The 22745-nt window shown below is 72.3% G+C and carries 17 protein-coding genes; 2 read left to right on the plus strand and 15 right to left on the minus strand.

Going from position 1 to position 22745, the window contains the following annotated elements; genetic code table 11:
* The first annotated feature begins 135 nt into the window (after window positions 1-135).
* Window positions 136-1056: a serine hydrolase gene (locus ACZ6CL_RS28155; RefSeq protein WP_468940299.1), complete on the plus strand. Its 921-nt coding sequence runs from the start codon at window positions 136-138 to the stop codon at window positions 1054-1056.
* A gap of 66 nt (window positions 1057-1122) precedes the next feature.
* Here the strand turns inward: ACZ6CL_RS28155 and ACZ6CL_RS28160 are convergent, their stop codons facing one another.
* From ACZ6CL_RS28160 to fmt, 4 genes are all read right to left on the minus strand, one after another.
* Complete coding sequence (locus ACZ6CL_RS28160) at window positions 1123-3342, minus strand: NADP-dependent isocitrate dehydrogenase (protein WP_468940301.1); 2220 nt, start codon at window positions 3340-3342, stop codon at window positions 1123-1125.
* Between the two features lie 83 nt (window positions 3343-3425).
* The gene (locus tag ACZ6CL_RS28165) at window positions 3426-4874 is read right to left on the minus strand and encodes an RsmB/NOP family class I SAM-dependent RNA methyltransferase (RefSeq protein WP_468940304.1); all 1449 of its coding nucleotides are present in this window, start codon (window positions 4872-4874) and stop codon (window positions 3426-3428) included.
* Window positions 4875-5088: 214 nt separating this feature from the next.
* Window positions 5089-6996: an ABC transporter ATP-binding protein gene (locus ACZ6CL_RS28170; RefSeq protein ID WP_468940307.1), complete on the minus strand. Its 1908-nt coding sequence runs from the start codon at window positions 6994-6996 to the stop codon at window positions 5089-5091.
* 148 nt (window positions 6997-7144) lie between these two features.
* The gene (gene fmt, locus ACZ6CL_RS28175) at window positions 7145-8077 is read right to left on the minus strand and encodes a methionyl-tRNA formyltransferase (protein ID WP_468940310.1); all 933 of its coding nucleotides are present in this window, start codon (window positions 8075-8077) and stop codon (window positions 7145-7147) included.
* 249 nt (window positions 8078-8326) lie between these two features.
* Here fmt and ACZ6CL_RS28180 point away from each other — a divergent pair, with 249 nt between their 5' ends.
* Window positions 8327-8854: a hypothetical protein gene (locus tag ACZ6CL_RS28180; protein WP_468940312.1), complete on the plus strand. Its 528-nt coding sequence runs from the start codon at window positions 8327-8329 to the stop codon at window positions 8852-8854.
* 6 nt (window positions 8855-8860) lie between these two features.
* Here the strand turns inward: ACZ6CL_RS28180 and ACZ6CL_RS28185 are convergent, their stop codons facing one another.
* From ACZ6CL_RS28185 to ACZ6CL_RS28235, 11 genes are all read right to left on the minus strand, one after another.
* Entirely contained in the window at window positions 8861-11011 is a 2151-nt protein-coding gene (locus tag ACZ6CL_RS28185; RefSeq protein WP_468940315.1) for a primosomal protein N', read from the minus strand.
* Window positions 11012-11102: 91 nt separating this feature from the next.
* A complete protein-coding gene (gene metK / locus ACZ6CL_RS28190) occupies window positions 11103-12311 on the minus strand; it encodes a methionine adenosyltransferase (RefSeq protein WP_468940318.1) in 1209 nt (402 codons plus the stop codon).
* Between the two features lie 328 nt (window positions 12312-12639).
* Window positions 12640-13857, minus strand: coding sequence for a bifunctional phosphopantothenoylcysteine decarboxylase/phosphopantothenate--cysteine ligase CoaBC (gene coaBC, locus ACZ6CL_RS28195; RefSeq protein ID WP_468940321.1), 1218 nt, complete (start codon window positions 13855-13857; stop codon window positions 12640-12642).
* A gap of 102 nt (window positions 13858-13959) precedes the next feature.
* Entirely contained in the window at window positions 13960-14220 is a 261-nt protein-coding gene (gene rpoZ, locus ACZ6CL_RS28200; protein ID WP_020867048.1) for a DNA-directed RNA polymerase subunit omega, read from the minus strand.
* Window positions 14221-14278: 58 nt separating this feature from the next.
* Window positions 14279-14845 (minus strand): guanylate kinase, encoded by a 567-nt coding sequence (gene gmk / locus ACZ6CL_RS28205; protein ID WP_468940323.1) that lies wholly within the window; start codon window positions 14843-14845, stop codon window positions 14279-14281.
* Between the two features lie 39 nt (window positions 14846-14884).
* The gene (locus ACZ6CL_RS28210) at window positions 14885-15208 is read right to left on the minus strand and encodes an integration host factor (RefSeq protein WP_009713618.1); all 324 of its coding nucleotides are present in this window, start codon (window positions 15206-15208) and stop codon (window positions 14885-14887) included.
* Window positions 15209-15412: 204 nt separating this feature from the next.
* Window positions 15413-16270, minus strand: coding sequence for an orotidine-5'-phosphate decarboxylase (gene pyrF / locus ACZ6CL_RS28215; RefSeq protein ID WP_468940326.1), 858 nt, complete (start codon window positions 16268-16270; stop codon window positions 15413-15415).
* 216 nt (window positions 16271-16486) lie between these two features.
* Window positions 16487-17587 carry a quinone-dependent dihydroorotate dehydrogenase gene (locus tag ACZ6CL_RS28220; protein WP_468940328.1) on the minus strand — a complete coding sequence of 367 codons (1101 nt, stop codon included), beginning with the start codon at window positions 17585-17587 and terminating at the stop codon, window positions 16487-16489.
* Between the two features lie 124 nt (window positions 17588-17711).
* Window positions 17712-21023 (minus strand): carbamoyl-phosphate synthase large subunit, encoded by a 3312-nt coding sequence (gene carB, locus ACZ6CL_RS28225; RefSeq protein WP_468940331.1) that lies wholly within the window; start codon window positions 21021-21023, stop codon window positions 17712-17714.
* On the minus strand, window positions 21016-22155 hold the full coding sequence (gene carA / locus ACZ6CL_RS28230; protein ID WP_468940334.1) for a glutamine-hydrolyzing carbamoyl-phosphate synthase small subunit: 1140 nt from the start codon (window positions 22153-22155) through the stop codon (window positions 21016-21018). The genes carB and carA overlap by 8 nt, the downstream gene beginning before the upstream one ends.
* The gene (locus tag ACZ6CL_RS28235) at window positions 22152-22742 is read right to left on the minus strand and encodes a PH-like domain-containing protein (protein ID WP_468940337.1); all 591 of its coding nucleotides are present in this window, start codon (window positions 22740-22742) and stop codon (window positions 22152-22154) included. The genes carA and ACZ6CL_RS28235 overlap by 4 nt, the downstream gene beginning before the upstream one ends.
* Window positions 22743-22745 lie beyond the last annotated feature (3 nt).

The raw sequence follows: 22745 nt of genomic DNA on the forward strand, positions 1-22745 counted from the left end.
CGGGAGCCGCGATGGGGTGATCAAGATCCTGGAGCCCGGAGACAACCCGCACTGTCGGTTGTGGGTCATGAGGGATGAGTGACCAGGGATGCCCGTGTGACGGGCGGGAACACGTAAGGACAGAGGCAACCGACCATGACGCGACAGCGAATACGCCCACGGCCCCGCGCCGCGCTCACCGTGGCGCTGGCCGCGGGGCTCCTCACCCCGGCGCTCGCCGGTGCGGAGACCGCGACGGCCGCGACCCCGCACCCGGTCTGCGTCTCCGACCGGGCGGGTCAGGCCGCCGAACTCGCCCGGGACATCACCGCGGCGCTGCACGGCCGGTCCGCCACCACGGCGGTCAGCCTCCGCTTCCCGGCCACGCACACCCGCTGCACGCTGCGCGCGGACCGGCCGTTCGACTCCGCGAGCGTGGTGAAGGTGACGGTGCTGGCCACGCTGCTGTGGGACGCCGAGAAGCACGGCCGGACGCTGACCCGGCGCGAGTCCCGGCTCGCCACCGCCATGATCACCAAGTCGGACAACGACGCCACCAGCGCGCTGTGGCGGCAGCTCAAGGTGACCCGGGTGAAGGCGTTCCTGCGAGCCGCCGGGATGACCAGGACCGTGCCCGGCGGCGGTGGCTACTGGGGGCTCACCCAGATCACCGCGAACGACGAGGAGAAGCTGCTGGAGCGGGTGACGCAGCACAACACGGTGCTGGGCGACCACTCCCGTACGTACATCCTGAGGCTGATGCGGGACGTCGTGCCGTCCCAGCGCTGGGGCACCCCGGCGGGCGCGCCGCGGGGCACCACGATCCAGGTGAAGAACGGCTGGCTGTCCCGGGCGACACACGGCTGGCGGGTGCACAGCATCGGCGCGTTCACCGGGCGCGGCCACGACTACACCCTCACCGTGCTCACCCAGGACAACGCCAAGATGAACGACGGGGTCGCCGCCATCCAGGCCGTGGCCCGCGCGGTCCACAAGGACCTCGGCCCGCGGGCCGATACGGCGAAGCCGTACACCCCGACCGGCGCGCCGCGGGAGGCGATGCCCGCGGTGCCCTGAGGCGCCTGGACACGGAACCGCCCCGGCCGGAACACCGGCCGGGGCGGGGACGTACCGGGACGACCGTCAGCGCAGGGCGGCCAGCGCCTGGTTGAGGGTCTGCGACGGACGCATCACGGCCGACGCCTTGGCCCCGTCGGGCTGGTAGTAGCCGCCGATGTCGGACGGCGAGCCCTGGACGGCGAGCAGCTCGTCCACGATGGTCTGCTCCTGCTCGGTCAGGGTCGCGGCCAGCGCCTTGAACGACTCCGCGAGCTGGGCGTCCTCGGTCTGCTTGGCCAGCTCCTGGGCCCAGTAGAGCGCCAGGTAGAAGTGGCTGCCGCGGTTGTCGATGCCACCGACCCGGCGGCTGGGCGACTTGTTCTCGTGGAGGAACGTGGCGGTCGCCCGGTCCAGCGTGTCGGCGAGCACCTGGGCCCGCGCGTTGTCGGTGGTCTGCGCGAGGTGCTCGAAGCTGACCGCGAGCGCGAGGAACTCGCCCAGGCTGTCCCAGCGCAGGTAGTTCTCCTTGACCAGCTGCTGCACGTGCTTGGGCGCGGAGCCGCCCGCACCGGTCTCGAACAGCCCGCCGCCGTTCATCAGCGGCACGACCGACAGCATCTTGGCGCTGGTGCCCAGCTCCAGGATCGGGAACAGGTCGGTCAGGTAGTCACGCAGCACATTGCCGGTGACCGAGATCGTGTTCTCGCCGCGGCGGATGCGCTCCAGGGAGAACGCGATCGCGTCGACGGGCGACATGATCTCGATCCGCAGCCCCTCGGTGTCGTGCTCCGGGAGGTACTGCTTGACCTTGGCGATCAGGTTGGCGTCGTGGGCGCGGCCCTCGTCCAGCCAGAACACCGCCGGGTCGCCGGTCGCGCGGGCGCGGGTGACCGCCAGCTTGACCCAGTCCCTGATCGGCGCGTCCTTGGTCTGGCACATCCGGAAGATGTCGCCCTCGCTGACCGTCTGCTCCAGGACCAGGTTGCCCTGGCCGTCGGTCACCCGCACCGTGCCGGTGGCCGGGATCTCGAAGGTCTTGTCGTGGCTGCCGTACTCCTCGGCCTTCTGCGCCATCAGACCGACGTTGGGCACCGAGCCCATGGTCGACGGGTCGAAGGCGCCGTTGGCGCGGCAGTCGTCGATGACGACCTGGTAGATGCCCGCGTAGCTGCTGTCCGGGATGACCGCGAGGGTGTCGGCCTCCTCGCCCTTGGTGTCCCACATGTGGCCCGAGGTGCGGATCATGGCCGGCATGGAGGCGTCGACGATGACGTCGCTCGGGACGTGCAGGTTGGTGATGCCGCGGTCGGAGTCGACCATGGCCAGCTCCGGGCCCTCGGCCAGCTCCGCCTCGAAGGACTCCTTGATCTTCGCGCCCTCGGGCAGCGACTCCAGGCCCTTGAGGATGCCGCCGAGCCCGTCGTTCGGGGTGAGCCCGGCCGCGGCCAGCACCTGGCCGTACTCGGCGAACGTCTTCGGGAAGAAGGCCCGTACGACATGGCCGAAGATGATCGGGTCGGAGACCTTCATCATCGTGGCCTTCAGGTGCACCGAGAACAGCACGCCCTCGGCCTTGGCCCGCGCGACCTGCTCCTTCAGGAACTCGCGCAGCACCGCCACGCGCATCACGGACGCGTCCACGACCTCGCCCGCGAGCACCGGCACCGACTCGCGCAGCACGGTGGTGGAGCCGTCGTCACCGGTCAGCTCGATGCGCAGCGAACCGGCCTCGGCGATCACCGCGGACTTCTCGGTGGAGCGGAAGTCGTCGCCGGTCATGTGGACGACGTTGGTCTTCGAATCGGCCGACCAGGCGCCCATGCGGTGCGGGTTGGCCTTGGCGTAGTTCTTGACCGACGCCGGGGCGCGGCGGTCGGAGTTGCCCTCGCGCAGCACCGGGTTCACGGCGCTGCCCTTGACCTTGTCGTACCGGGCGCGGATGTCCCGCTCCTCGTCGGTCTTCGGGTCGTCCGGGTAGTCCGGCAGCGCGTAGCCCTGCTCCTGCAGCTCGGCGATGGCCGCCTTCATCTGCGGGATGGACGCCGAGATGTTCGGCAGCTTGATGATGTTGGCCCCGGGCGTCTTGGCCAGGTCGCCCAGCTCGGCGAGGGCGTCCTCGATGCGCTGGCTCTCCTCGAGGCGCTCGGGGAACTGAGCGATGATGCGCCCGGCCAGGGAGATGTCCCGCCGCTCCACGGAGACCCCGGCCGTCGAGGCGTAGGCCTCGACCACAGGCAGGAACGAATACGTCGCCAAGGCCGGGGCCTCGTCGGTGTGCGTATAGATGATGGTCGAGTCAGTCACCGGGTGCTCCGCTCCACGTCTGTAACATTGCTCGACATCAAGATATCCCGTGACCGCCTTCTGTTCGAACGCCCCCCGCCCCTTCAGCCCGTGCGGCGCAGCAGGGCGAGGTACATGGCGTCGGTGCCGTGCAGATGGGGCCACAGCTGGACGTCGGGGCCCTCGCCGAGCGCGGGGACGCCGGGCATCAGGGGGCGGGCGTCGATCCACTCCGCCGTGGCGGTCTTGTTCTTGCGGGCCTCGCCCAGGACGTCATCGACCACGGCGCGGGTCTCGGCCGGGTGCGGGGAGCAGGTCGCGTAGCCGACGATGCCGCCGACGCGGACGGCGGCCAGCGCCTCGCGCAACAGGCCGCGCTGGAGCGGGGCGAATCCGGCCAGGTCCTCGGGGCGGCGGCGCCAGCGCGCCTCGGGGCGGCGGCGCAGGGCACCGAGGCCGGTGCACGGGACGTCCACCAGCACCCGGTCGAAGCTCTCGGGCCGCCAGGGCGGGCGGGTGCCGTCGGCGGTGATCACCTGGTACGGGCCGGGGTTGCCGGTGAGGGCCCGCTCCACCAGCCGGGCCCGGTGCGGCTGCTTCTCGGCGGCCACCAGGGCCGCGCCGCGCCCCGCGGCGAGGGCGCCGAGCAGGGCGGCCTTGCCGCCGGGGCCCGCGCAGCCGTCCAGCCAGCGCCGGTCGGGGCCGTCCAGCGGGGCGTTCGCGAGGGCGAGGGCGACGAGCTGGCTGCCCTCGTCCTGCACCCCGGCGCGCCCCTCGCGGACCGCGTCCAGCGCGCCGGGCTCGCCGCCCTCGGTGAGCCGCACGGCGTACGGGGACCAGCGGCCCGGCAGCGCGGACTCCTCGCCGACGGCGGCGACCAGTTCGTCGGTGCCGGACCGGCCGGGGCGGGCGACGAGGGTGACCTCGGGCCGTTCGTTGTCGGCCTCCAGCAGGTCCTCGATCCCGGCGCGGCCGCCGCCGAGCGCGTCCCACAGCGCCGAGACGATCCAGCGCGGATGGGCGTGCACGACGCCGAGGTGTTCCTCGGGGTCCTCGTCATACGGCGGGGCGACCCGCTCCAGCCAGGTGTCGAGGTCCGCGGCGGCGATCTTGCGCAGCACCGCGTTGACGAACTTGGCGCGGCCGTCGCCGAGCACCACCCGGGCCAGTTCGACGCTCGCGGAGACGGCGGCGTGGGTGGGGATGCGGGTGCCCAGCAGCTGGTGGGCGCCCAGGCTCAGCACGTCGAGGACGGGCGGGTCCACCTCGCGCAGCGGGCGGTCCACGCATTCGGCGATGACCGCGTCGTAGGTGCCCTGGTGGCGCAGGGTGCCGTAGACCAGCTCGGTGGTGAGCGCCGCGTCCCGGGCGTCGAAGCCACCGTCCTCCCGCGCCTTGCGGAGCAGGGGCGGGAGGACGAGGTTGGCGTACGCGTCCCGTTCGTCGACCGCCCGCAGCGCCTCGAAGGCGAGGATCCGTACGGGGTCCTTCTTCGGTCGGCGGTAGGGCTTGCCGGGGCGGCTGCGACGGGGAGGGCCGGGCTGGTGGCTCACGGGAAATGTGCTCCGGAGGGTATGGGTGATCAGCACTAGGGGGTGTCTTGCCGATCAGGCCGGATCAGCGAGCGGCGTCTGGCGCGGTAGCTCGCAACCCGCGTGAGGAGAGCGCAGCGGCGCTGCGTGCGACGAGCGCGGGGCCGCGAGGAGCCGTGCCAGGCGTCGGGAGCCCGGCATGATCGGCAAGACACCCCCACCCAGCCTACGCGGCTCAGCTGAGCGCGTTCGCTGTCTCCCCGGGCATTCCATCGGGCCGGGGCTGGGTTTGGAACTGGGTGCGGTACAGCTCCGCGTAGCGCCCCTCGGCGGCGAGCAGCGCGTCGTGGGTGCCGCGTTCCACGATCCGGCCGTCCTCCACGACGAGGATGAGGTCCGCCGCCCGCACCGTGGACAGCCGGTGGGCGATCACCACGGCGGTCCGCCCGTCCAGGGCCTCGGCGAGCGCCTCCTGCACGGCGGCCTCGGAGGTGGAGTCCAGATGGGCGGTGGCCTCGTCGAGGATCACCACCCGGGGGCGGGCCAGCAGCAGCCGGGCGATGGTCAGCCGCTGGCGCTCACCGCCGGAGAGGCGGTAGCCGCGTTCGCCGACGACCGTGTCGAGACCGTCCGAGAGCGACGCGATCAGCCCGTCCAGCCGGGCCCGGCGCAGCACCTCCCACAGCTCCTCCTCGACCGCCTCGGGGCGGGCCAGCAGGAGGTTGGCGCGGATCGTGTCGTGGAAGAGGTGGCCGTCCTGGGTGACCATGCCGAGGGCTTCGCGCAGCGAGGCGGCGGTCAGGTCGCGGACGTCCACGCCGGACAGCCGGACGGCGCCCTCGTCGGTGTCGTAGAGGCGCGGCAGCAGCTGCGCGATGGTCGACTTGCCCGCGCCGGACGATCCCACCAGCGCGACCATCTGGCCGGGTTCGGCTCGGAAGGACACATCGTGCAGCACCTGGAGGCCGCCGCGGGTGTCCAGCTGGGCCACCTCCTCCAGGGAGGCGAGCGACACCTTGTCGGCGGACGGGTAGCCGAAGTCGACGTGGTCGAACTCCACCGCCACCGGCCCGTCCGGGACCCGCCGCGCGTCCGGCTTCTCGGTGATCAGCGGCTTCAGGTCGAGCACCTCGAAGACCCGCTCGAAGCTGACGAGGGCGCTCATCACCTCCACCCGCGCCCCGGCCAGCGCGGTCAGCGGCGCGTACAGCCGGGTGAGCAGCAGCGCGAGGGAGACGACGGCGCCGGGGTCGAGGCTGCCGCGCAGCGCGTAGTAGCCGCCGAGTCCGTAGACGAGGGCGAGGGCCAGGGCGGAGACGAGGGTCAGCGCGGTGACGAACGAGACCTGGACCATCGCGGTGCGGACGCCGATGTCCCGTACCCGGCGGGCCCGCGCGGCGAACTCGGCGGACTCGTCGGCCGGGCGGCCGAAGAGCTTCACCAGCGTCGCGCCGGGCGCGGAGAACCGCTCGGTCATCTGGGTGCCCATGGCGGAGTTGTGGGCCGCCGCCTCGCGCCGCAGCGTGGCGAGCCGCCTGCCGACCCGGCGGGCGGGCAGCAGGAACACCGGCAGGATCACCAGCGCGAGCAGCGTGATCTGCCAGGAGATGCCGACCATCACGACGAAGGTGAGCAGCAGCGTCACCGCGTTGCTCACCACTCCGGAGAGGGTGTCGCTGAACGCCCGCTGCGCGCCGATCACATCATTGTTGAGGCGGCTGACCAGCGCACCGGTGCGGGTGCGGGTGAAGAAGGCGACCGGCATCCGCTGCACGTGGTCGAAGACGGCCGTGCGCAGATCGAGGATCAGCCCCTCGCCGATGTTCGCGGACAGCCGCCGGGTCAGCAGCCCGACCGCCGCCTCGGCCACCGCGATGGCGGCGATCAGCCCGGCCAGGCCGAGGACCGTGGACTGGTGCGCGTGGCGGTCGATCGCGTTCACCACCCTGCCGGCGAGCAGCGGGGTGGCGACCGCGGTCACCGCCACCACGGTGCTCAGCAGGACGAACAGCAGCAGCGGGCGGCGGTGCGGGCGGGCGAAGGTCCCGATGCGGCGCAGGGTCGCACGGGAGAAGGGCCGCCGGTCGTCGTGGGCGTGGGTGGCCTGGTACAGGGAATGCCACGCGGTGACTTCCATGCTCATCGCGCACCTCCGAAGGGTTCCGGGGTGCCGCCACGAAAGTTACGCCGGTGGGTCCGGACCGGCGGCACGATCAGGACGGTAGGACTTCAACCAAGGTTCAAGTCAATGACCGGCGCCCCCGGCGCGCCCCATCCCCCTCCATGCCGCGTCAGCCGCCGAGCCGCTCGCCCTCGGCGATCCGTACGCCACGTGCCCAGTCCGCCGCCCGCATCGGCTTCTTGCCCTGCGGCCGGACCCAGGTCAGCTCCACGGCGTGGCTGGCCGTGCCCGCGTACACCGCCTTCTTGGTCGCGGCGAGCGCGCCGGGGGCCAGATCCGTACGGTCCGCCGCCGGAGCCGCCGAGACCACCTTCAGCCGCTCCCCGCGGAACGTCGTCCACGCGCCCGGCGCCGGGGCGCACGCCCGTACCAGCCGGTCGACCCGCAGCGCGGGCGCCGACCAGTCGATCTCCGCGTCCTCGACGTTGATCTTCGGGGCGAGGGAGACGCCCTCGGCGGACTGCGGCACCGCGCGCAGCGAACCGTCCTCGATGCCGTCCATCGTCGCCGCGAGCAGCCCGGACCCGGCCATGGCCAGCCGGGCCAGCAGATCGCCGCTGGTGTCGGTGGACCGTACGTCCTCGGTGACCACCCCGTACACCGGCCCCGAGTCCAGCCCCTCCTCGATCTGGAACGTCGACGCCCCGGTCACCTCGTCGCCCGCGAGCACCGCGTGCTGCACCGGCGCCGCGCCGCGCCACGCGGGCAGCAGCGAGAAGTGCAGATTGACCCAGCCGTGGGCCGGGATCTCCAGCGCCGCCTTGGGCAGCAGCGCGCCGTAGGCCACCACCGGGCAGCAGTCCGGGGCGATCTCGGTGAGCCGGGCGAGGAAGTCCGCGTCCCTCGGCTTGGCCGGTTTCAGCACCTCGATGCCCGCCTCCTCGGCCCGCTCCGCGACCGGGCTGGCCACCAGCCGGCGGCCGCGCCCGGCGGGCGCGTCGGGACGGGTCACGACGGCCACCACCTCATGCCGGTCGGACGCGATCAGTGCGTCCAGCGCGGGCAGAGCGACCTCGGGGGTACCGGCGAAGACGAGCCTCATGGGTGACGGACTACCTCTCGTAGCGGGGCGTGATACGGCGGAAACGGCGCCTCAGTCTATGGTCCGGCGGCCCGCGAAGATCCGCCGGACAGGGCCTGGGGGCGTACGGGCCAACTCCCGCACGCCCCGGACCGTGACCGACGGGCGGGTGCCGCGTTGGTCAAGAGAGATTGACCGCACCGGGCCGCGACCCGCGGCCCGGCACCCTTCCCGCCCACCCCCTTCACCGCCGGTTCGAGAGGCTTGTTCATGGCCGACCACGCAACTCACGACGCCCAGGCACGGGCCAGCCTGCACCTCCTGGTCCGGGACATCGAGCGGGTCCGCCGGCAGGTGGACGCGCTGCGCACCCTCACCGCCCAGCTGGGCAACGTCTACCGGCCGCGGCGCACCGGACCGTCCGCGGGCTTCGTCGTCTACGGCCGCGCCCCGGCGCCCACCGTACGGCTCGCCCAGGAGCTGCGGGACAGCGTCGAAACCCTGGTCACCGCCGCGGTCGACTTCGACCGCTCGCTCGGCTTCTCCTGGGACGCGGTGGGCTCGGCGCTCGGCGTCACCAAGCAGGCGGTGCACCGCCGTTACGGGTCCCGCCGCGCCGCGACGGCGAGCCCCGCGGAGGGCGGCGAGCCCCCGGTAGGGCACAGCGGCCCCGAGCCGGCCGCCGTGCCGCCGGTCCCGGCCGCCCCGGCCGTCCCGGCCGCCCGCTCCGTCCCGCACCCCACCCCGGCCCTCCCCGAACCCCGCCCGGGCGTCTTCCCGAGCCCGCGCAACGGCTGACAACGCTCAGCCGATGTCCAGCGGGTCCACCCGGACCGTCGGGTCCCTGTCGCCGCGGGCCAGCCGTAGCGCCTTGGCCTCCTTGACGGCCGCCGCCAGGGCACGGCCCTGGCCCGGGGGCACCCGCAGCAGGGCGCGCTCCCACTGCGCTCCGGGCGGCGGATCGCCGGGGCGGCGCGGGCGGCCCGGCGGGGTGGGGGACAGCGGGACCGGCCCCAGGGTCTCCGTCCCCTCCGGCAGCGGCGCCGACGCGATCAGCTCGGCCACCGCCTCCGCGGGCCCGGCCACCGCCGCCATCCGGGAGACCGGCGGGAAGCCCAGCTGCGACCGCTCGGCGAGTTCGCGCGCCGCGTAACCGGCGGGGTCCCAGCGGACCAGCGCCTGGACGGGCCGCTGTGTCGGTTCGGCGGTCACCACGACGAGCCCGCCGTCCTCATGCCCCCGCACCAGCGCGGCCGCGTCCAGCCAGCGGCGCAGCGCGTCCTCGCCCGCGCGCAGGTCGGGGCGGCCGAGCAGGGCCCAGCCGTCGAGCAGCAGGGCGGCCGCGTAGCCGCCCTCGGCGACCGGTTCGGCACCGGGGGTGCTGACGACGAGCGACGGGCGGTCCGGCACGGTGTCCAGGACGTGGTCCCGGCCCGAGGTACGGACCGGCACGGCGGGGAAGGCGCGGCCCAGCTCCTCCGCGGTGCGCCGGGCGCCGACGATGCTCGCCCGCAGCCGGAAGCCCCCGCACTCGGCGCAGTGCCAGGCGGTCTCGGCCCGCCCGCACCAGCCGCAGGCCAGCCGGTCCGCGTCACGCGCCTCCAGGGGGCCCGAGCAGTGCCGGCAGCGGGCGGGCTCGCGGCAGCGCTCACAGGCCAGCCGGGGTACGTAGCCCCGGCGCGGCACCTGCACCAGTACCGGGCCCCGGGTCAGCGCCTCCCGTACGGTCTGCCAGGCGAGGGTCGGCAGCCGGGCGGCGCGGGCCTCGGTGTCCCGGGCCACCTCGCCCTCGTCGACGGTACGGATCAGCGGGGCCGCCGCGCGGACCTGCTCGCGGTCGGCCTCCAGGGCCCGGGCCCAGCCGTTCTCCACCAGCTGGGCGGCTTCCACGGTGCGTCCGAGGTCGCCCAGCAGGAAGCCCGTCTTCTCGTGGACGGCGCGCAGCAGCAGGACGTCGCGGGCGTGCGGCTGCGGGGCGTGGTCGTCGCTGTGGCTGTGGTCGCCGTCGTCCCAGATGCCCACCAGGCCGAGGTCGCGGACCGGCGCGAACATGGCCGCCCGGGTGCCGACGACGGCCCGCACCGACCCGCGGCTGACCGCCAGCCACCGCCGGTAGCGCTCCTCGGGCCCGAGATCCGCCGTCAGCAGCACATGCCGCCCCGCGCCGCCGAGCGCCCGGGCGAGCGCCGCGTCGACCCGGGCGGCGGTGCGGCCGTCCGGTACGACGACGAGCGCGCCGCGCCCGGACGAGAGCGTGGCGGCGACCGCGGCGGCCCACTCGTCCGGCCAGTGCGGCCCGGGCAGCGCGGTCCATACGGCCCGGGGCGTGCCGCCGCCCGCGAGCGCGTCCAGGAATCCGGGCCCGGCCGGATAGCGCTGCCAGCTGCCGGGCGCGGGCGGTCCGGGCGGGGGCAGCGGCGGCGGGGAGGTCTCGGACTCGGCGCGGACGTGGCGCTTGGGCATGGCCAGCTGCAGGACGTCGGCCAGCGATCCGGCGTACCGGTCGGCGACGGCCCGGCACAGCGCGAGCAGCCCCGGCCCGAGCACCGGCTCGGGCGAGACGACCTGGGCGATGGCGGCCAGCGGCCCGCGGTAGTCGGACTCGGCGACCCGCTCGACGACGTACCCGTCGAGCAGCCCGCCGCCCTCGCGCCGCCCCTCGCGCACCCTCCCCGTCCCGGCCCCGAACCGCACCCGCACCCGTACCCCGGGCCGGGCCTCGGCGTCCATCTCGGCCGGAACCGCGTAGTCCCACAGCTTGTCGAGGTGGACCGGCCCCTTGTCCACGAGCACCTTGGCCACCGGAAGCTCCTTGGCCAGCGCCGCTCCGCGCCAGGTGCGCGGCTTGGCCCGGGGCACCTTGGCCTTGCGCACGCTGTCCCGGATGAGCGCGAGCTGCTCACCTCCCTGCGGCTCCTCCGCCGGGGTCTCGCGCTGCTCGTCGTCCCTGCTCACAGATCAAGTCTTAGCAGAGGCCTCGGACATGCGGAGGCCCGGACGCCGCGGGGGCGTCCGGGCCTTTCCTCAAGCCGTACCGGCCAGGTCCTTACAGACCGGCCGCCGCGCGGAGGGCGTCGACGCGGTCGGTGCGCTCCCAGGTGAAGTCGGAGTCCTCGCGGCCGAAGTGGCCGTAGGCCGCCGTCTGGGCGTAGATCGGGCGGAGCAGATCGAGGTCGCGGATGATCGCGGCCGGGCGCAGGTCGAAGACCTCGGAGATGGCCTTCTCGATCTTCTCGGCGTCGATCGTGGCGGTGCCGAAGGTCTCGACGAAGAGACCGACCGGCTCGGCCTTGCCGATGGCGTAGGCGACCTGGACCTCGCAGCGCTGGGCGAGGCCCGCGGCGACGACGTTCTTGGCGACCCAGCGCATCGCGTACGCGGCGGAGCGGTCGACCTTGGACGGGTCCTTGCCGGAGAAGGCGCCGCCACCGTGGCGGGACATGCCGCCGTAGGTGTCGATGATGATCTTGCGGCCGGTGAGGCCCGCGTCACCCATCGGGCCGCCGATCTCGAAGCGGCCGGTCGGGTTGACCAGCAGCCGGTAACCGTCCGTGTCGAGCTTGATGCCGTCCTCGACCAGCTCGTTCAGGACGTGCTCGACCACGAACTCCTTGATGTCGGGAGCGAGCAGCGAGTCCAGGTCGATGTCCGAGGCGTGCTGCGAGGAGACGACGACGGTGTCCAGGCGGACCGCCTTGTGGCCGTCGTACTCGATGGTGACCTGGGTCTTGCCGTCCGGGCGCAGGTACGGGATGGTCCCGTTCTTCCGCACCTCGGACAGCCGGCGGGAGAGCCGGTGCGCCAGGTTGATCGGCAGCGGCATCAGCTCGGGCGTCTCGTCGCACGCGTAGCCGAACATCAGGCCCTGGTCGCCCGCGCCCTGCTTGTCCAGCTCGTCCTCGTCGCCCTCGACCCGCAGCTCGTAGGCGGAGTCGACGCCCTGGGCGATGTCGGGGGACTGCGAGCCGATGGACACCGAGACGCCGCAGGAGGCGCCGTCGAAGCCCTTCTTCGACGAGTCGTAGCCGATGTCGAGGACCTTGTTGCGGACGAGCGACGCGATATCGGCGTACGCCTTGGTGGTCACCTCACCGGCCACGTGGACCAGGCCGGTGGTGATCAGGGTCTCGACGGCGACCCGGGAGGTCGGGTCCTCCTTGAGGAGCGCGTCGAGGATGGAGTCGCTGATCTGGTCAGCGATCTTGTCGGGGTGACCCTCGGTCACGGATTCCGAGGTGAACAGGCGGCGGGACACATCGCTCCCTGGGGTTGCAGCGGCTGCTGGCTGATCATGGGCGGGACCGCCCGGGGGCTGCGCCCGATGCGGTTCCTGGGCCAGTTTATCCGGCGATCCCGCCGGTCGAGCATCCCCGTCTCACAGGACGAGCTGGCCTGACCTGGAACATACCTCGCCTCGAGCTGAAATACAGCAAGGCCTCCATGACAGAAAGCTGTCATGGCCCGAACGGGCGCTCCCGCCCCGATCAACCCACGGTGGCGGCAATGCCTACCCACGTAGGGCGAAAGGTCACGCGAATGTCCTGTGAAGATGATGCGAAGAGGGCCGCCGGAGACCCGAGGACTCAGCCCAAACGGGCCGCCACCAGATCCCAGACCGTGTCGGCCAGGACCTCCTTCGGGCCGTACGGAACGGGCGTCTCGGTGCCGTCCGCCCCGAGCACCACGGCCTCGTTCTCCTCCGAGCCGAAGGTCTTGTGCTCCCCCACCTCGTTCACCACGAGCAGATCGCAGCGCTTGCGGGCGAGCTTCGCCCGGCCGTTCACCAGAACGTCGTCGGTCTCGGCCGCGAAACCGACGACGACCTGCCCGGGGCGGGCACGCTCGGCGGAGATTTCCGCCAGAACATCCGGATTGCGCACCAGAACGACCGGTTCGGGTTCCCGCCCGTCCCGCTTCTTGATCTTTCCCGGGGCGTAGTGGGCGGGCCGGAAGTCGGCGACCGCTGCGGCCATCACGACGGCGTCGGCGTCCGCGGCGGCCTTCAGGACCGCCTCCCGCAGCTGGACCGCGGTCCCCACCCGCACCACATCGGCACCGGCCGGGTCGGGCAGCTCGCTGTTGGCCGAGACAAGAGTCACCCTGGCACCCCGGGCCACGGCGGAGCGGGCCAGCGCGTACCCCTGCTTGCCGGTGGAGCGGTTGCCCAGGTAGCGCACCGGGTCCAGCGGCTCGCGGGTGCCTCCGGCGCTGATCACCACATGGCGTCCGGCCAGATCCGGGCGGGCCGCCTCGGGCCCGCGGGTCAGCACCCGGCGGCAGACCTCGAAGATCTCCTGGGGGTCCGGCAGCCGCCCCTTGCCGGTGTCCACACCGGTCAGCCGCCCGACGGCGGGCTCGATGACCACGGCGCCGCGGCGGCGCAGGGTCGCCACGTTCTCCTGGGTCGCGGGGTGCTCCCACATCTCGGTGTGCATGGCGGGCGCGAAGACGACCGGACATCGCGCGGTGAGCAGCGTATTGGTGAGCAGGTCGTCGGCGAGGCCATGGGCGGCCTTGGCGAGCAGGTCGGCGGTGGCCGGGGCGACCACGACCAGGTCCGCGGACTGGCCGATGCGCACATGCGGCACCTCGTGGACGGACTCCCACACCTCGGTGCCCGCCGGATGCCCGGAGAGCGCCGACCAGGTCGCCTCGCCGACGAAGTGCAACGCCGACGCGGTCGGCACGACGCGTACCTCGTGCCCGGACTCCGTCAGCCGTCGCAGCAGCTCACACGCCTTGTAGGCGGCGATCCCGCCGCTGACCCCCAGTACGACCCGGGGTGTGTCCGCCTTGGCCATCGCTCGCCTCTTCCCCGCCGTTTACGCGAAACGTATACGTACCCATGACACACCACGAGCCCGGCAGCGAGGCCGCCGGGCCGGTGATGAGCGATCTGGACCTTACTGAGCCGGGCCCTCGATGGCCTCGGAGGTCAGCAGACCCGCGTTGATCTCGCGGAGCGCGATCGACAGGGGCTTCTCGTGGACGTGGGTGTCCACCAGGGGGCCGACGTACTCGAGCAGACCCTCACCGAGCTGCGAGTAGTACGCGTTGATCTGACGCGCGCGCTTGGCCGCGTAGATCACGAGGCTGTACTTCGAGTCGGTCGCCTCGAGCAGCTCATCAATCGGAGGGTTGATGATGCCCTCGGGCGCGGTCATGGGAGAGGACACTCTCTAGCCTTCCTTATTACGCCTCATGGCAAGAATGAATTGAAGATCAAGCCACTCGCATCAAGGCTAGCAGCTCAGCCGCCACGCCCTCGACGGAGGTGTTGACCAGGGTGGTATCGAACTCGGATTCGGCGGCCAGTTCGATCCGGGCCGCCTCCAGCCGGCGCTCGATGACCTCGGGCGCCTCGGTCCCCCGGCCGGTGAGCCGGCGGACCAGCTCCTCCCAGCTGGGCGGGGCGAGGAAGACCAGCTGGGCCTCCGGCATGGACTCGCGGATCTGCCGCGCGCCCTGCAGGTCGATCTCCAGCAGCACCGGCTCTCCCGCGTCGAGCCGGTCGATGACCGCCTCGCGGGGGGTGCCGTAGCGGTTACCGGCGAACTCGGCCCACTCCAGCAGCTCACCGTTGGCGATGAGCTTGTCGAACTCTCCGTCGTCCACGAAGAAGTACTGGACACCGTGCCGCTCACCGGGGCGGGGCTTACGAGTCGTGGCGGAGACCGAGAGCCAGACCTGGGGGTGTGCTTTGCGCATATGCGCGACGACCGTGCTCTTACCGACCCCGGAGGGGCCGGAGAGCACGGTCAGCCGCGGACGTACTGGATGTGCTGCCATGCAGCAGATTATCCAGGTTCCCGGCGGTGCCGGAAAACGTCAGCCGGCGGCGCCGCCGAACTCACGCTCGAGGGATGCGATCTGGTTGGAGCCGAGCCCGCGCACACGACGGCTTTCGGAGATGCCGAGCCGCTCCATGATCTGCTTGGCGCGGACCTTGCCGACGCCCGGCAGGGACTCCAGGAGGGCGGAGACCTTCATCTTGCCGATGACATCGTTCTCCTGGCCCTGCTTGATGACCTCGTGCAGAGACGCGCCGGAGTGCTTGAGCCGATTCTTGACCTCGGCGCGCTCCCGGCGAGCCGCGGCGGCCTTTTCGAGCGCGGCTGCGCGCTGTTCAGGGGTAAGGGGCGGAAGAGCCACGCCTACGTCACCTCGGATGTCGAACTGTCGGATATGGACCGGTGAGGAACCTAGTCGGCCCTCACCTGCGGAGCAACGCGCAACGCAACAGCGCGTTCGCTCTCGTCGGAGACTAGCGGCCGATCCCGCTCCAGTCAGCGAGAACAGACGAAAAGTCCTGGTCAGACTCGCTCGACTGGGACATTCACGGACAAAATAGCTCGGTTATTCAGCCACGGCACGCACGTCATCAGCCATTCGGGCCGCCGCTTCGACCAGCGCGGAGGCATCCGGTCCGTGCTTCAGGACCCCGCGACTGACGCTCGGAACGACGTTACGGACCGCCGCGCCGAACACCGCCGGGAGGTCCGCCGGGGTCGCGCCCTGGGCGCCGATGCCGGGCGCCAGCAGCGGCCCGCCGATCGCCAGATCCGCCCCGATCCGCTCCGCGGTGCCGCCCAGGGTCGCCCCGACGACCGCCCCGTACGAGCCGAGCGCGCCCCGCCCCGCCTCCTCGGCGTTCTCCGCCGCGAGGTGGGCCAGCACGGACGCGGCGACGGTCGTCCCGTCCGGCCGCGCCGCGTGCTGCACCTCGGCGCCCTCCGGGTTGGACGTCAGCGCCAGTACGAACACCCCCGCCCCGCTCGCCCGCGCGGCGTCCAGCGCGGGCCGCAGCGAGCCGAAGCCCAGGTAGGGACTGACGGTGACCGCGTCCGAGAACAGCGGGCTGGTGGGGTCGAGGTAGGCGGCGGCGTACGCGGCCATCGTGGACCCGATGTCGCCACGCTTGGCGTCCATCAGCACCAGCGCCCCGGCGTCCCGCGCGTCCGCCACGGCCCGCTCCAGCACGGCGATGCCGCGCGACCCGAAGCGCTCGAAGAAGGCCGACTGCGGCTTGAGCACGGCGACGCGCCCGGCGAGCGCGTCCACCACGGTCCGCGTGAACCGCTCCAGCCCCGCCACGTCGTCCCCGAGCCCCCAGTCGGCGAGCAGGGAGGCATGCGGATCGATGCCGACGCACAGCGGACCGCGCTCGTCCATGGCCTGGCGCAGGCGTGTCCCGAAGGGGGTGGGGGTGGTCATGGTTCTCTCCTCGAAGATGTGCGGCTACCGGCAGCGGCCCGGGGCAAGATGCCCCACCCCCAGCCCCTCCGGGCGTACAACCCAGCCCCTCCGGCGATTGAGGAGCGGGGTCTGGGGCGGAGCCCCAGCCGGGTCCGGGGCGGAGCCCCGGCGGGGGCCCGGGGGCTTGCCCCCGGTTCGGGAAGGGGCGGGGTGGGGAACAAGGCGCCGCAGGCGTTACGCCCCGGCCTCGGCCCCCACCGCTTCGGCCAACGTCTCGTACGGCGAGGCGGCGAGGCGGGCGGCCAAGCCGCGATGGATCCCGCGGGCCCAGAACGGCCCGCGGTAGACGAACGCGCTATAGCCCTGCACCAGCGTCGCCCCCGCGAGGATCCGCTCCCACGCGTCATCGGCCGTCTCGATCCCGCCCACCCCCACGAGCGTGAGCCGGTCCCCCACCCGCGCGTGCAGCCGCCGCAGCACCTCCAGCGAGCGGGCCCTCAAGGGGGCGCCGGACAGCCCGCCGGTCTCGGCGGTGACCTGCGCGGGGGACGTCAGACCGAGCCCGTCCCGCGCGATGGTCGTGTTCGTCGCGATGATCCCGTCCAGCCCGAGTTCGACCGCGAGGTCGGCGACCGCGTCCACGTCCGCGTCGGCGAGATCTGGCGCGATCTTTACCAGCAGCGGCACCCGGCGCCCGGTCACGGTCCGGTCGGCGGCCTCGCGGACCGCGGTCAGCAGCGGCCGCAGCTGATCGACGGCCTGGAGGTTCCGCAGTCCGGGGGTGTTGGGCGAGGAGACGTTGACGACGAGGTAATCCGCGAAGGCGGCCAGTCGCTCGGTCGAGGTCACGTAGTCGGCGACCGCTTCCGCCTCCGGGACGACCTTGGTCTTGCCGATGTTGACGCCGACCGTCGTACGGAAGGCGGCGCGGCGGGCCGCGAGACGGGCGGCGACGGCGGCCGAGCCCTCGTTGTTGAAGCCCATGCGGTTGATCAGCGCACGGTCGCCGACCAGCCGGAAGAGCCGCTTCTTGGGGTTGCCGGGCTGCGGCTGACCGGTGACGGTGCCGATCTCGACATGGTCGAAGCCGAGCATGGCCATGCCGTCGATCCCGGTGGCGTTCTTGTCGAACCCGGCGGCGAGCCCGAACGGCCCGTGCATCCGCAGGCCCAGCGCCTCGGTGCGCAGCGCCTTGTCCCGGGGGGCGAGGAGGGCCGCGAGGAAAGTGCGCAGGACGGGGACGCGGGCGGCCAGCCGGATCCAGCCGAAGGCCAGGTGGTGGGCCTTCTCCGGGTCCATGCGCCGGAAGATCAGGTTGAAGAGCAGCGAGTACATGGGGAGCTTTCTGCGCGCGGCGAGAAGGGCGGCGAGACGGAGGGGCTCGCGAAGACGGACGGGCTCGCGAAGACGGACAGGCTCGCGAAGAGGGGGACACCGGCCGGTGTCCCCCTCCCTCGTCTCACTCCTCGCGGGCGGACGTCAGATGTTCCGCGTGTTCCTGGAGCGACCGGACGCCGACCGAGCCCCGGCCGAGCGTCTCGATGCCCTGGACGGCGGCGGCGAGGGCCTGGACCGTGGTCAGGCACGGGACGCCGCGGGCGACGGCCGCCGTACGGATGTCGTAGCCGTCGAGGCGGCCGCCGGTGCCGTACGGGGTGTTGACGATCAGGTCGACCTGGCCGTCGTGGATGAGCTGGACGATGGTCTTCGTACCGTCCGGCCCCTCCCCCTCGCTCTGCTTCCGGACGACGGTGGCGTTGATGCCGTTGCGCTTGAGCACCTCCGCCGTGCCCGAGGTGGCCATCAGCTCGAACCCGAGGGCGACCAGCTCCCGGGCCGGGAAGATCATCGAGCGCTTGTCGCGGTTGGCGACGGAGACGAAGGCGCGCCCCTTGGTGGGCAGCGCCCCGTACGCCCCGGCCTGCGACTTGGCGTACGCCGCGCCGAAGACCGAGTCGATGCCCATGACCTCGCCAGTCGAGCGCATCTCCGGGCCGAGGATGGTGTCCACGCCGCGCCCCGAGGCGTCGCGGAACCGCGACCAGGGCATGACGGCCTCCTTGACGGAGATCGGCGCGTCCAGCGGCAGGGTGCCGCCGTCGCCGGTCGCGGGCAGCAGGCCCTCGGCGCGCAGTTCGGCGACGGTCGCGCCCAGCGAGATCCGGGCGGCGGCCTTGGCCAGCGGTACGGCGGTGGCCTTGGAGGTGAAGGGGACCGTACGGGAGGCGCGCGGGTTCGCCTCCAGGACGTAGAGGATGTCCCCGGCCATCGCGAACTGGATGTTGATCAGCCCGCGCACGCCGACGCCGCGCGCGATGGCCTCGGTGGAGGCGCGCAGCCGCTTGATGTCGAAGCCGCCGAGGGTGATCGGGGGCAGCGCGCACGCCGAGTCGCCGGAGTGGATACCGGCCTCCTCGATGTGCTCCATGACGCCGCCGAGGTACAGCTCCTGGCCGTCGTAGAGCGCGTCGACGTCGATCTCGATCGCGTCGTCGAGGAAGCGGTCGATGAGCACCGGGTGCTCGGAGATGAGGCCCGCGTGGCGCTCCAGGTACGCGGCGAGCGAGGCCTCGTCGTAGACGATCTCCATGCCGCGGCCGCCCAGCACGTAGGACGGGCGGACCATGACCGGGTAGCCGATCTCGGCGGCGATGCCCTTGGCCTGCTCGAACGAGAAGGCGGTGCCGTACTTGGGGGCGGGCAGTCCGGCCTCGGTCAGCACCCGGCCGAAGGCGCCGCGCTCCTCGGCGAGGTTGATGGCCTCGGGCGAGGTGCCGACGATGGGCACGCCGTTGTCCTTGAGGGCCTGGGCGAGGCCGAGCGGGGTCTGTCCGCCGAGCTGGACGATGACGCCCGCGACCGGGCCCGCCTGCTGCTCGGCGTGGACGATCTCCAGGACGTCCTCCAGGGTGAGCGGCTCGAAGTAGAGCCGGTCGGAGGTGTCGTAGTCGGTGGAGACGGTCTCCGGGTTGCAGTTGACCATGACGGTCTCGTAGCCCGCGGCGCTCAGCGCGAAGGAGGCGTGGACGCACGAGTAGTCGAACTCGATGCCCTGGCCGATGCGGTTGGGGCCGGAGCCGAGGATGATCACGGCCGGGGTCTCGCGCGGCGCGACCTCGGTCTCCTCGTCGTAGGAGGAGTAGAAGTACGGGGTCTTGGCGGCGAACTCGGCGGCGCAGGTGTCGACCGTCTTGTAGACGGGCCGGACGCCGAGCGCGTGCCGCACCTCGCGGACCACGTCCTCGCGCAGCGAGCGGATCCCGGCGATCTGGGCGTCGGAGAAGCCGTGCCGCTTGGCCTCGGCGAGCAGCTCCGGGCCCAGCTTGTCGGCGGCCGCCAGCTCGTCCGCGACCTCCTTGATCAGGAAGAGCTGGTCCACGAACCAGGGGTCGATCTTCGTGGCGTCGAAGACCTCCTGCGGGGTGGCCCCGGCGCGGATGGCCCGCATGACGGTGTTGATCCGGCCATCGGTCGGGATGACGGCCTGCTGGAGGAGTTCGGCCTTGTCGCCGGGCTCGCCGGTGAAGTCGAACTGGCTGCCCTTCTTCTCCATCGACCGCAGCGCCTTCTGCAGCGCCTCGGTGAAGTTGCGGCCGATGGCCATGGCCTCGCCGACCGACTTCATGGTGGTGGTGAGGCGGGCGTCGGCGGCCGGGAACTTCTCGAAGGCGAACCGCGGCACCTTGACCACGACGTAGTCGAGCGTGGGCTCGAAGGACGCCGGGGTCTTCTCGGTGATGTCGTTGGGGATCTCGTCCAGCGTGTAGCCGACGGCCAGCCGGGCAGCGATCTTCGCGATCGGGAAGCCGGTGGCCTTGGAGGCCAGCGCGGAGGAGCGGGAGACGCGCGGGTTCATCTCGATGACGATGACCCGGCCGTCCTCGGGGTTGACCGCGAACTGGATGTTGCAGCCGCCGGTGTCCACGCCGACCTCGCGGATGACGGCGATGCCGATGTCGCGCAGCACCTGGTACTCGCGGTCGGTCAGCGTCATCGCCGGGGCGACGGTGATCGAGTCACCGGTGTGCACGCCCATGGGGTCGAAGTTCTCGATGGAGCAGACGACCACGACGTTGTCGTGCTTGTCGCGCATCAGCTCCAGCTCGTACTCCTTCCACCCGAGGATCGACTCCTCCAGCAGCACCTCGGTGGTGGGCGAGAGGGTCAGGCCCTGCCCGGCGATACGGCGCAGCTCGTCCTCGTCGTGGGCGAAGCCGGAACCGGCGCCGCCCATCGTGAAGGAGGGGCGGACCACGACGGGGTAGCCGCCGAGGTGGTCGACGCCCGCGAGGACGTCGTCCATGGAGTGGCAGATGTACGAGCGGGCGGACTCGCCGTGGCCGATCTTGGCGTTGACGGCCTTGACGACCTCCTTGAACTGGTCGCGGTCCTCGCCCTTGTGGATCGCCTCGACGTTGGCGCCGATCAGCTCGACACCGTACTCGGCGAGGGTGCCCGCCTCGTCCAGGGAGATGGCGGTGTTCAGGGCGGTCTGGCCACCGAGGGTGGGCAGCAGCGCGTCGGGACGCTCCTTGGCGATGATCTTCTCGACGTACTCCGGGGTGATCGGCTCGACGTACGTGGCGTCGGCGATCTCCGGGTCGGTCATGATCGTGGCCGGGTTGGAATTGACCAGGATGACCCGCAGGCCCTCGGCCTTCAGCACCCGGCAGGCCTGGGTGCCGGAGTAATCGAACTCGGCGGCCTGGCCGATGACGATCGGGCCGGAGCCGATGACCAGGACGGACTGGATGTCGGTGCGCTTAGGCACGCTGGCCCTCCATCAGGGTGACGAAGCGGTCGAACAGGTACCCGGCGTCATGCGGGCCCGCGGCGGCTTCGGGGTGGTACTGGACGCTGAACGCGGGGCGGTCGAGCAGGCGCAGCCCCTCGACCACGTTGTCGTTGAGGCAGACGTGGGAGACCTCGGCCCGCCCGTAGGGGGTGTCGCTCGGCGCGTCGAGCGGGGCGTCGACGGCGAAGCCGTGGTTGTGCGCGGTGACCTCGACCTTGCCGGTGGTGCGGTCCTGCACCGGCTGGTTGATGCCACGGTGGCCGTACTTCAGCTTGAAGGTGCCGAAGCCGAGGGCGCGGCCGAGGATCTGGTTGCCGAAGCAGATGCCGAACAGCGGGGTGGACCGCTCCAAGACGGCGCGCATCAGGGCGACGGGGTGCTCGGCGGTGGCCGGGTCGCCCGGGCCGTTGGAGAAGAACACGCCGTCCGGGTTCACCGCGTAGACGTCGTCGACCGTGGCGGTGGCGGGCAGGACGTGCACCTCGATGCCGCGCTCGGCCATCCGGTGCGGGGTCATGCCCTTGATGCCCAGGTCGACGGCGGCGACGGTGAACCGCTTGGTGCCGATCGCGGGGACGACGTACGTCTCCTTCGTCGCCACCTCGCCGCTCAGGTCGGCGCCCTTCATCTGCGGGGCGACCTGCACCCGGGCCAGCAGGGTGGCCTCGTCGGCGACAGCCTCACCGGAGAAGATGCCGACGCGCATGGCGCCGCGCTCGCGCAGGTGGCGGGTGAGGGCGCGGGTGTCGACGCCGCTGATGCCGACGACGCCCTGGGCGGTCAGCTCGTCGTCCAGCGAGCGGCGGGAGCGCCAGTTGGACGGCGTACGGGCGGGGTCGCGCACCACGTAGCCGGAGACCCAGATGCGGCCGGACTCGGGGTCCTCGTCGTTGACGCCGGTGTTGCCGATGTGCGGCGCGGTCATGACGACGACCTGGCGGTGGTAGGACGGGTCGGTCAGGGTCTCCTGGTAGCCGGTCATCCCCGTGGAGAACACGGCCTCGCCGAAGGTCTCCCCCACGGCCCCGTAGGCGCGGCCACGGAAGCTGCGGCCGTCCTCCAGGACGAGAACGGCGGGGGTCTGGGCCCCCCTGCTGGAGGTCGTCATCGTGCGCCTTCCTGGTTGTGCTCTGCGTTCTTGACGTCTTCCTTGACGTCTTCGGTGACGCCGAGGGCTTCGACCCAGGCCGCGTGCTCGGCGGCGTGGTCGGAGCGGAATCCGGAGTCGATCTGCCGGTCGCCGAGCTGCCAGGTGACGATCAGCAGCCCGCCCTCGGCGAGGACCTTGCCCGCGATGCCCTTGTCGAGCCGGGCGCCGCGGAGGCTTCCGGCCGGGATGAAGAAGTCCTGGGCGCCGGGCCGTACGGCGCTCACGCCCTGGTCGGTGAGGGTCAGCTCGACGCGGCTGCGGGTGCCGAGGCCGTGGGCCACGATGCGGTCGAGCCACTGTCCGGCGGTGGTGGAGCCGTGGTAGCGGCCGGTGAGGGTGAGCTTCGCGGGGCCCGGTGCGGCCGGGGCCTCGGGCAGGTCGGGCAGATCGCCCTGGAGCGTGCCGCGCCACTTCCAGCCCTCGCGCATCAGCCAGTAGACCAGCGCGATGAAGAGCAGCAGGCCGACGACCCAGCCGATGCGGGCGGCCCAGTCGGTGACGTCCTGGGACCGCTGCTCGGCTGCCAGCGGGATCAGAGGAGTCACTGC

This window comes from Streptomyces sp. NPDC041200 (genome assembly GCF_055591805.1).

What these genes read in the sequence shown, in the direction of transcription:
- ACZ6CL_RS28155 (WP_468940299.1), top strand. Translation starts at nt 136, where the DNA reads ATGACGCGACAGCGAATACGCCCACGGCCCCGCGCCGCGCTCACCGTG.
- ACZ6CL_RS28170 (WP_468940307.1), bottom strand. Translation starts at nt 6,996, where the DNA reads ATGAGCATGGAAGTCACCGCGTGGCATTCCCTGTACCAGGCCACCCAC.
- fmt (WP_468940310.1), bottom strand. Translation starts at nt 8,077, where the DNA reads ATGAGGCTCGTCTTCGCCGGTACCCCCGAGGTCGCTCTGCCCGCGCTG.
- ACZ6CL_RS28180 (WP_468940312.1), top strand. Translation starts at nt 8,327, where the DNA reads ATGGCCGACCACGCAACTCACGACGCCCAGGCACGGGCCAGCCTGCAC.
- coaBC (WP_468940321.1), bottom strand. Translation starts at nt 13,857, where the DNA reads ATGGCCAAGGCGGACACACCCCGGGTCGTACTGGGGGTCAGCGGCGGG.
- rpoZ (WP_020867048.1), bottom strand. Translation starts at nt 14,220, where the DNA reads ATGACCGCGCCCGAGGGCATCATCAACCCTCCGATTGATGAGCTGCTC.
- gmk (WP_468940323.1), bottom strand. Translation starts at nt 14,845, where the DNA reads ATGGCAGCACATCCAGTACGTCCGCGGCTGACCGTGCTCTCCGGCCCC.
- pyrF (WP_468940326.1), bottom strand. Translation starts at nt 16,270, where the DNA reads ATGACCACCCCCACCCCCTTCGGGACACGCCTGCGCCAGGCCATGGAC.
- ACZ6CL_RS28220 (WP_468940328.1), bottom strand. Translation starts at nt 17,587, where the DNA reads ATGTACTCGCTGCTCTTCAACCTGATCTTCCGGCGCATGGACCCGGAG.
- carA (WP_468940334.1), bottom strand. Translation starts at nt 22,155, where the DNA reads ATGACGACCTCCAGCAGGGGGGCCCAGACCCCCGCCGTTCTCGTCCTG.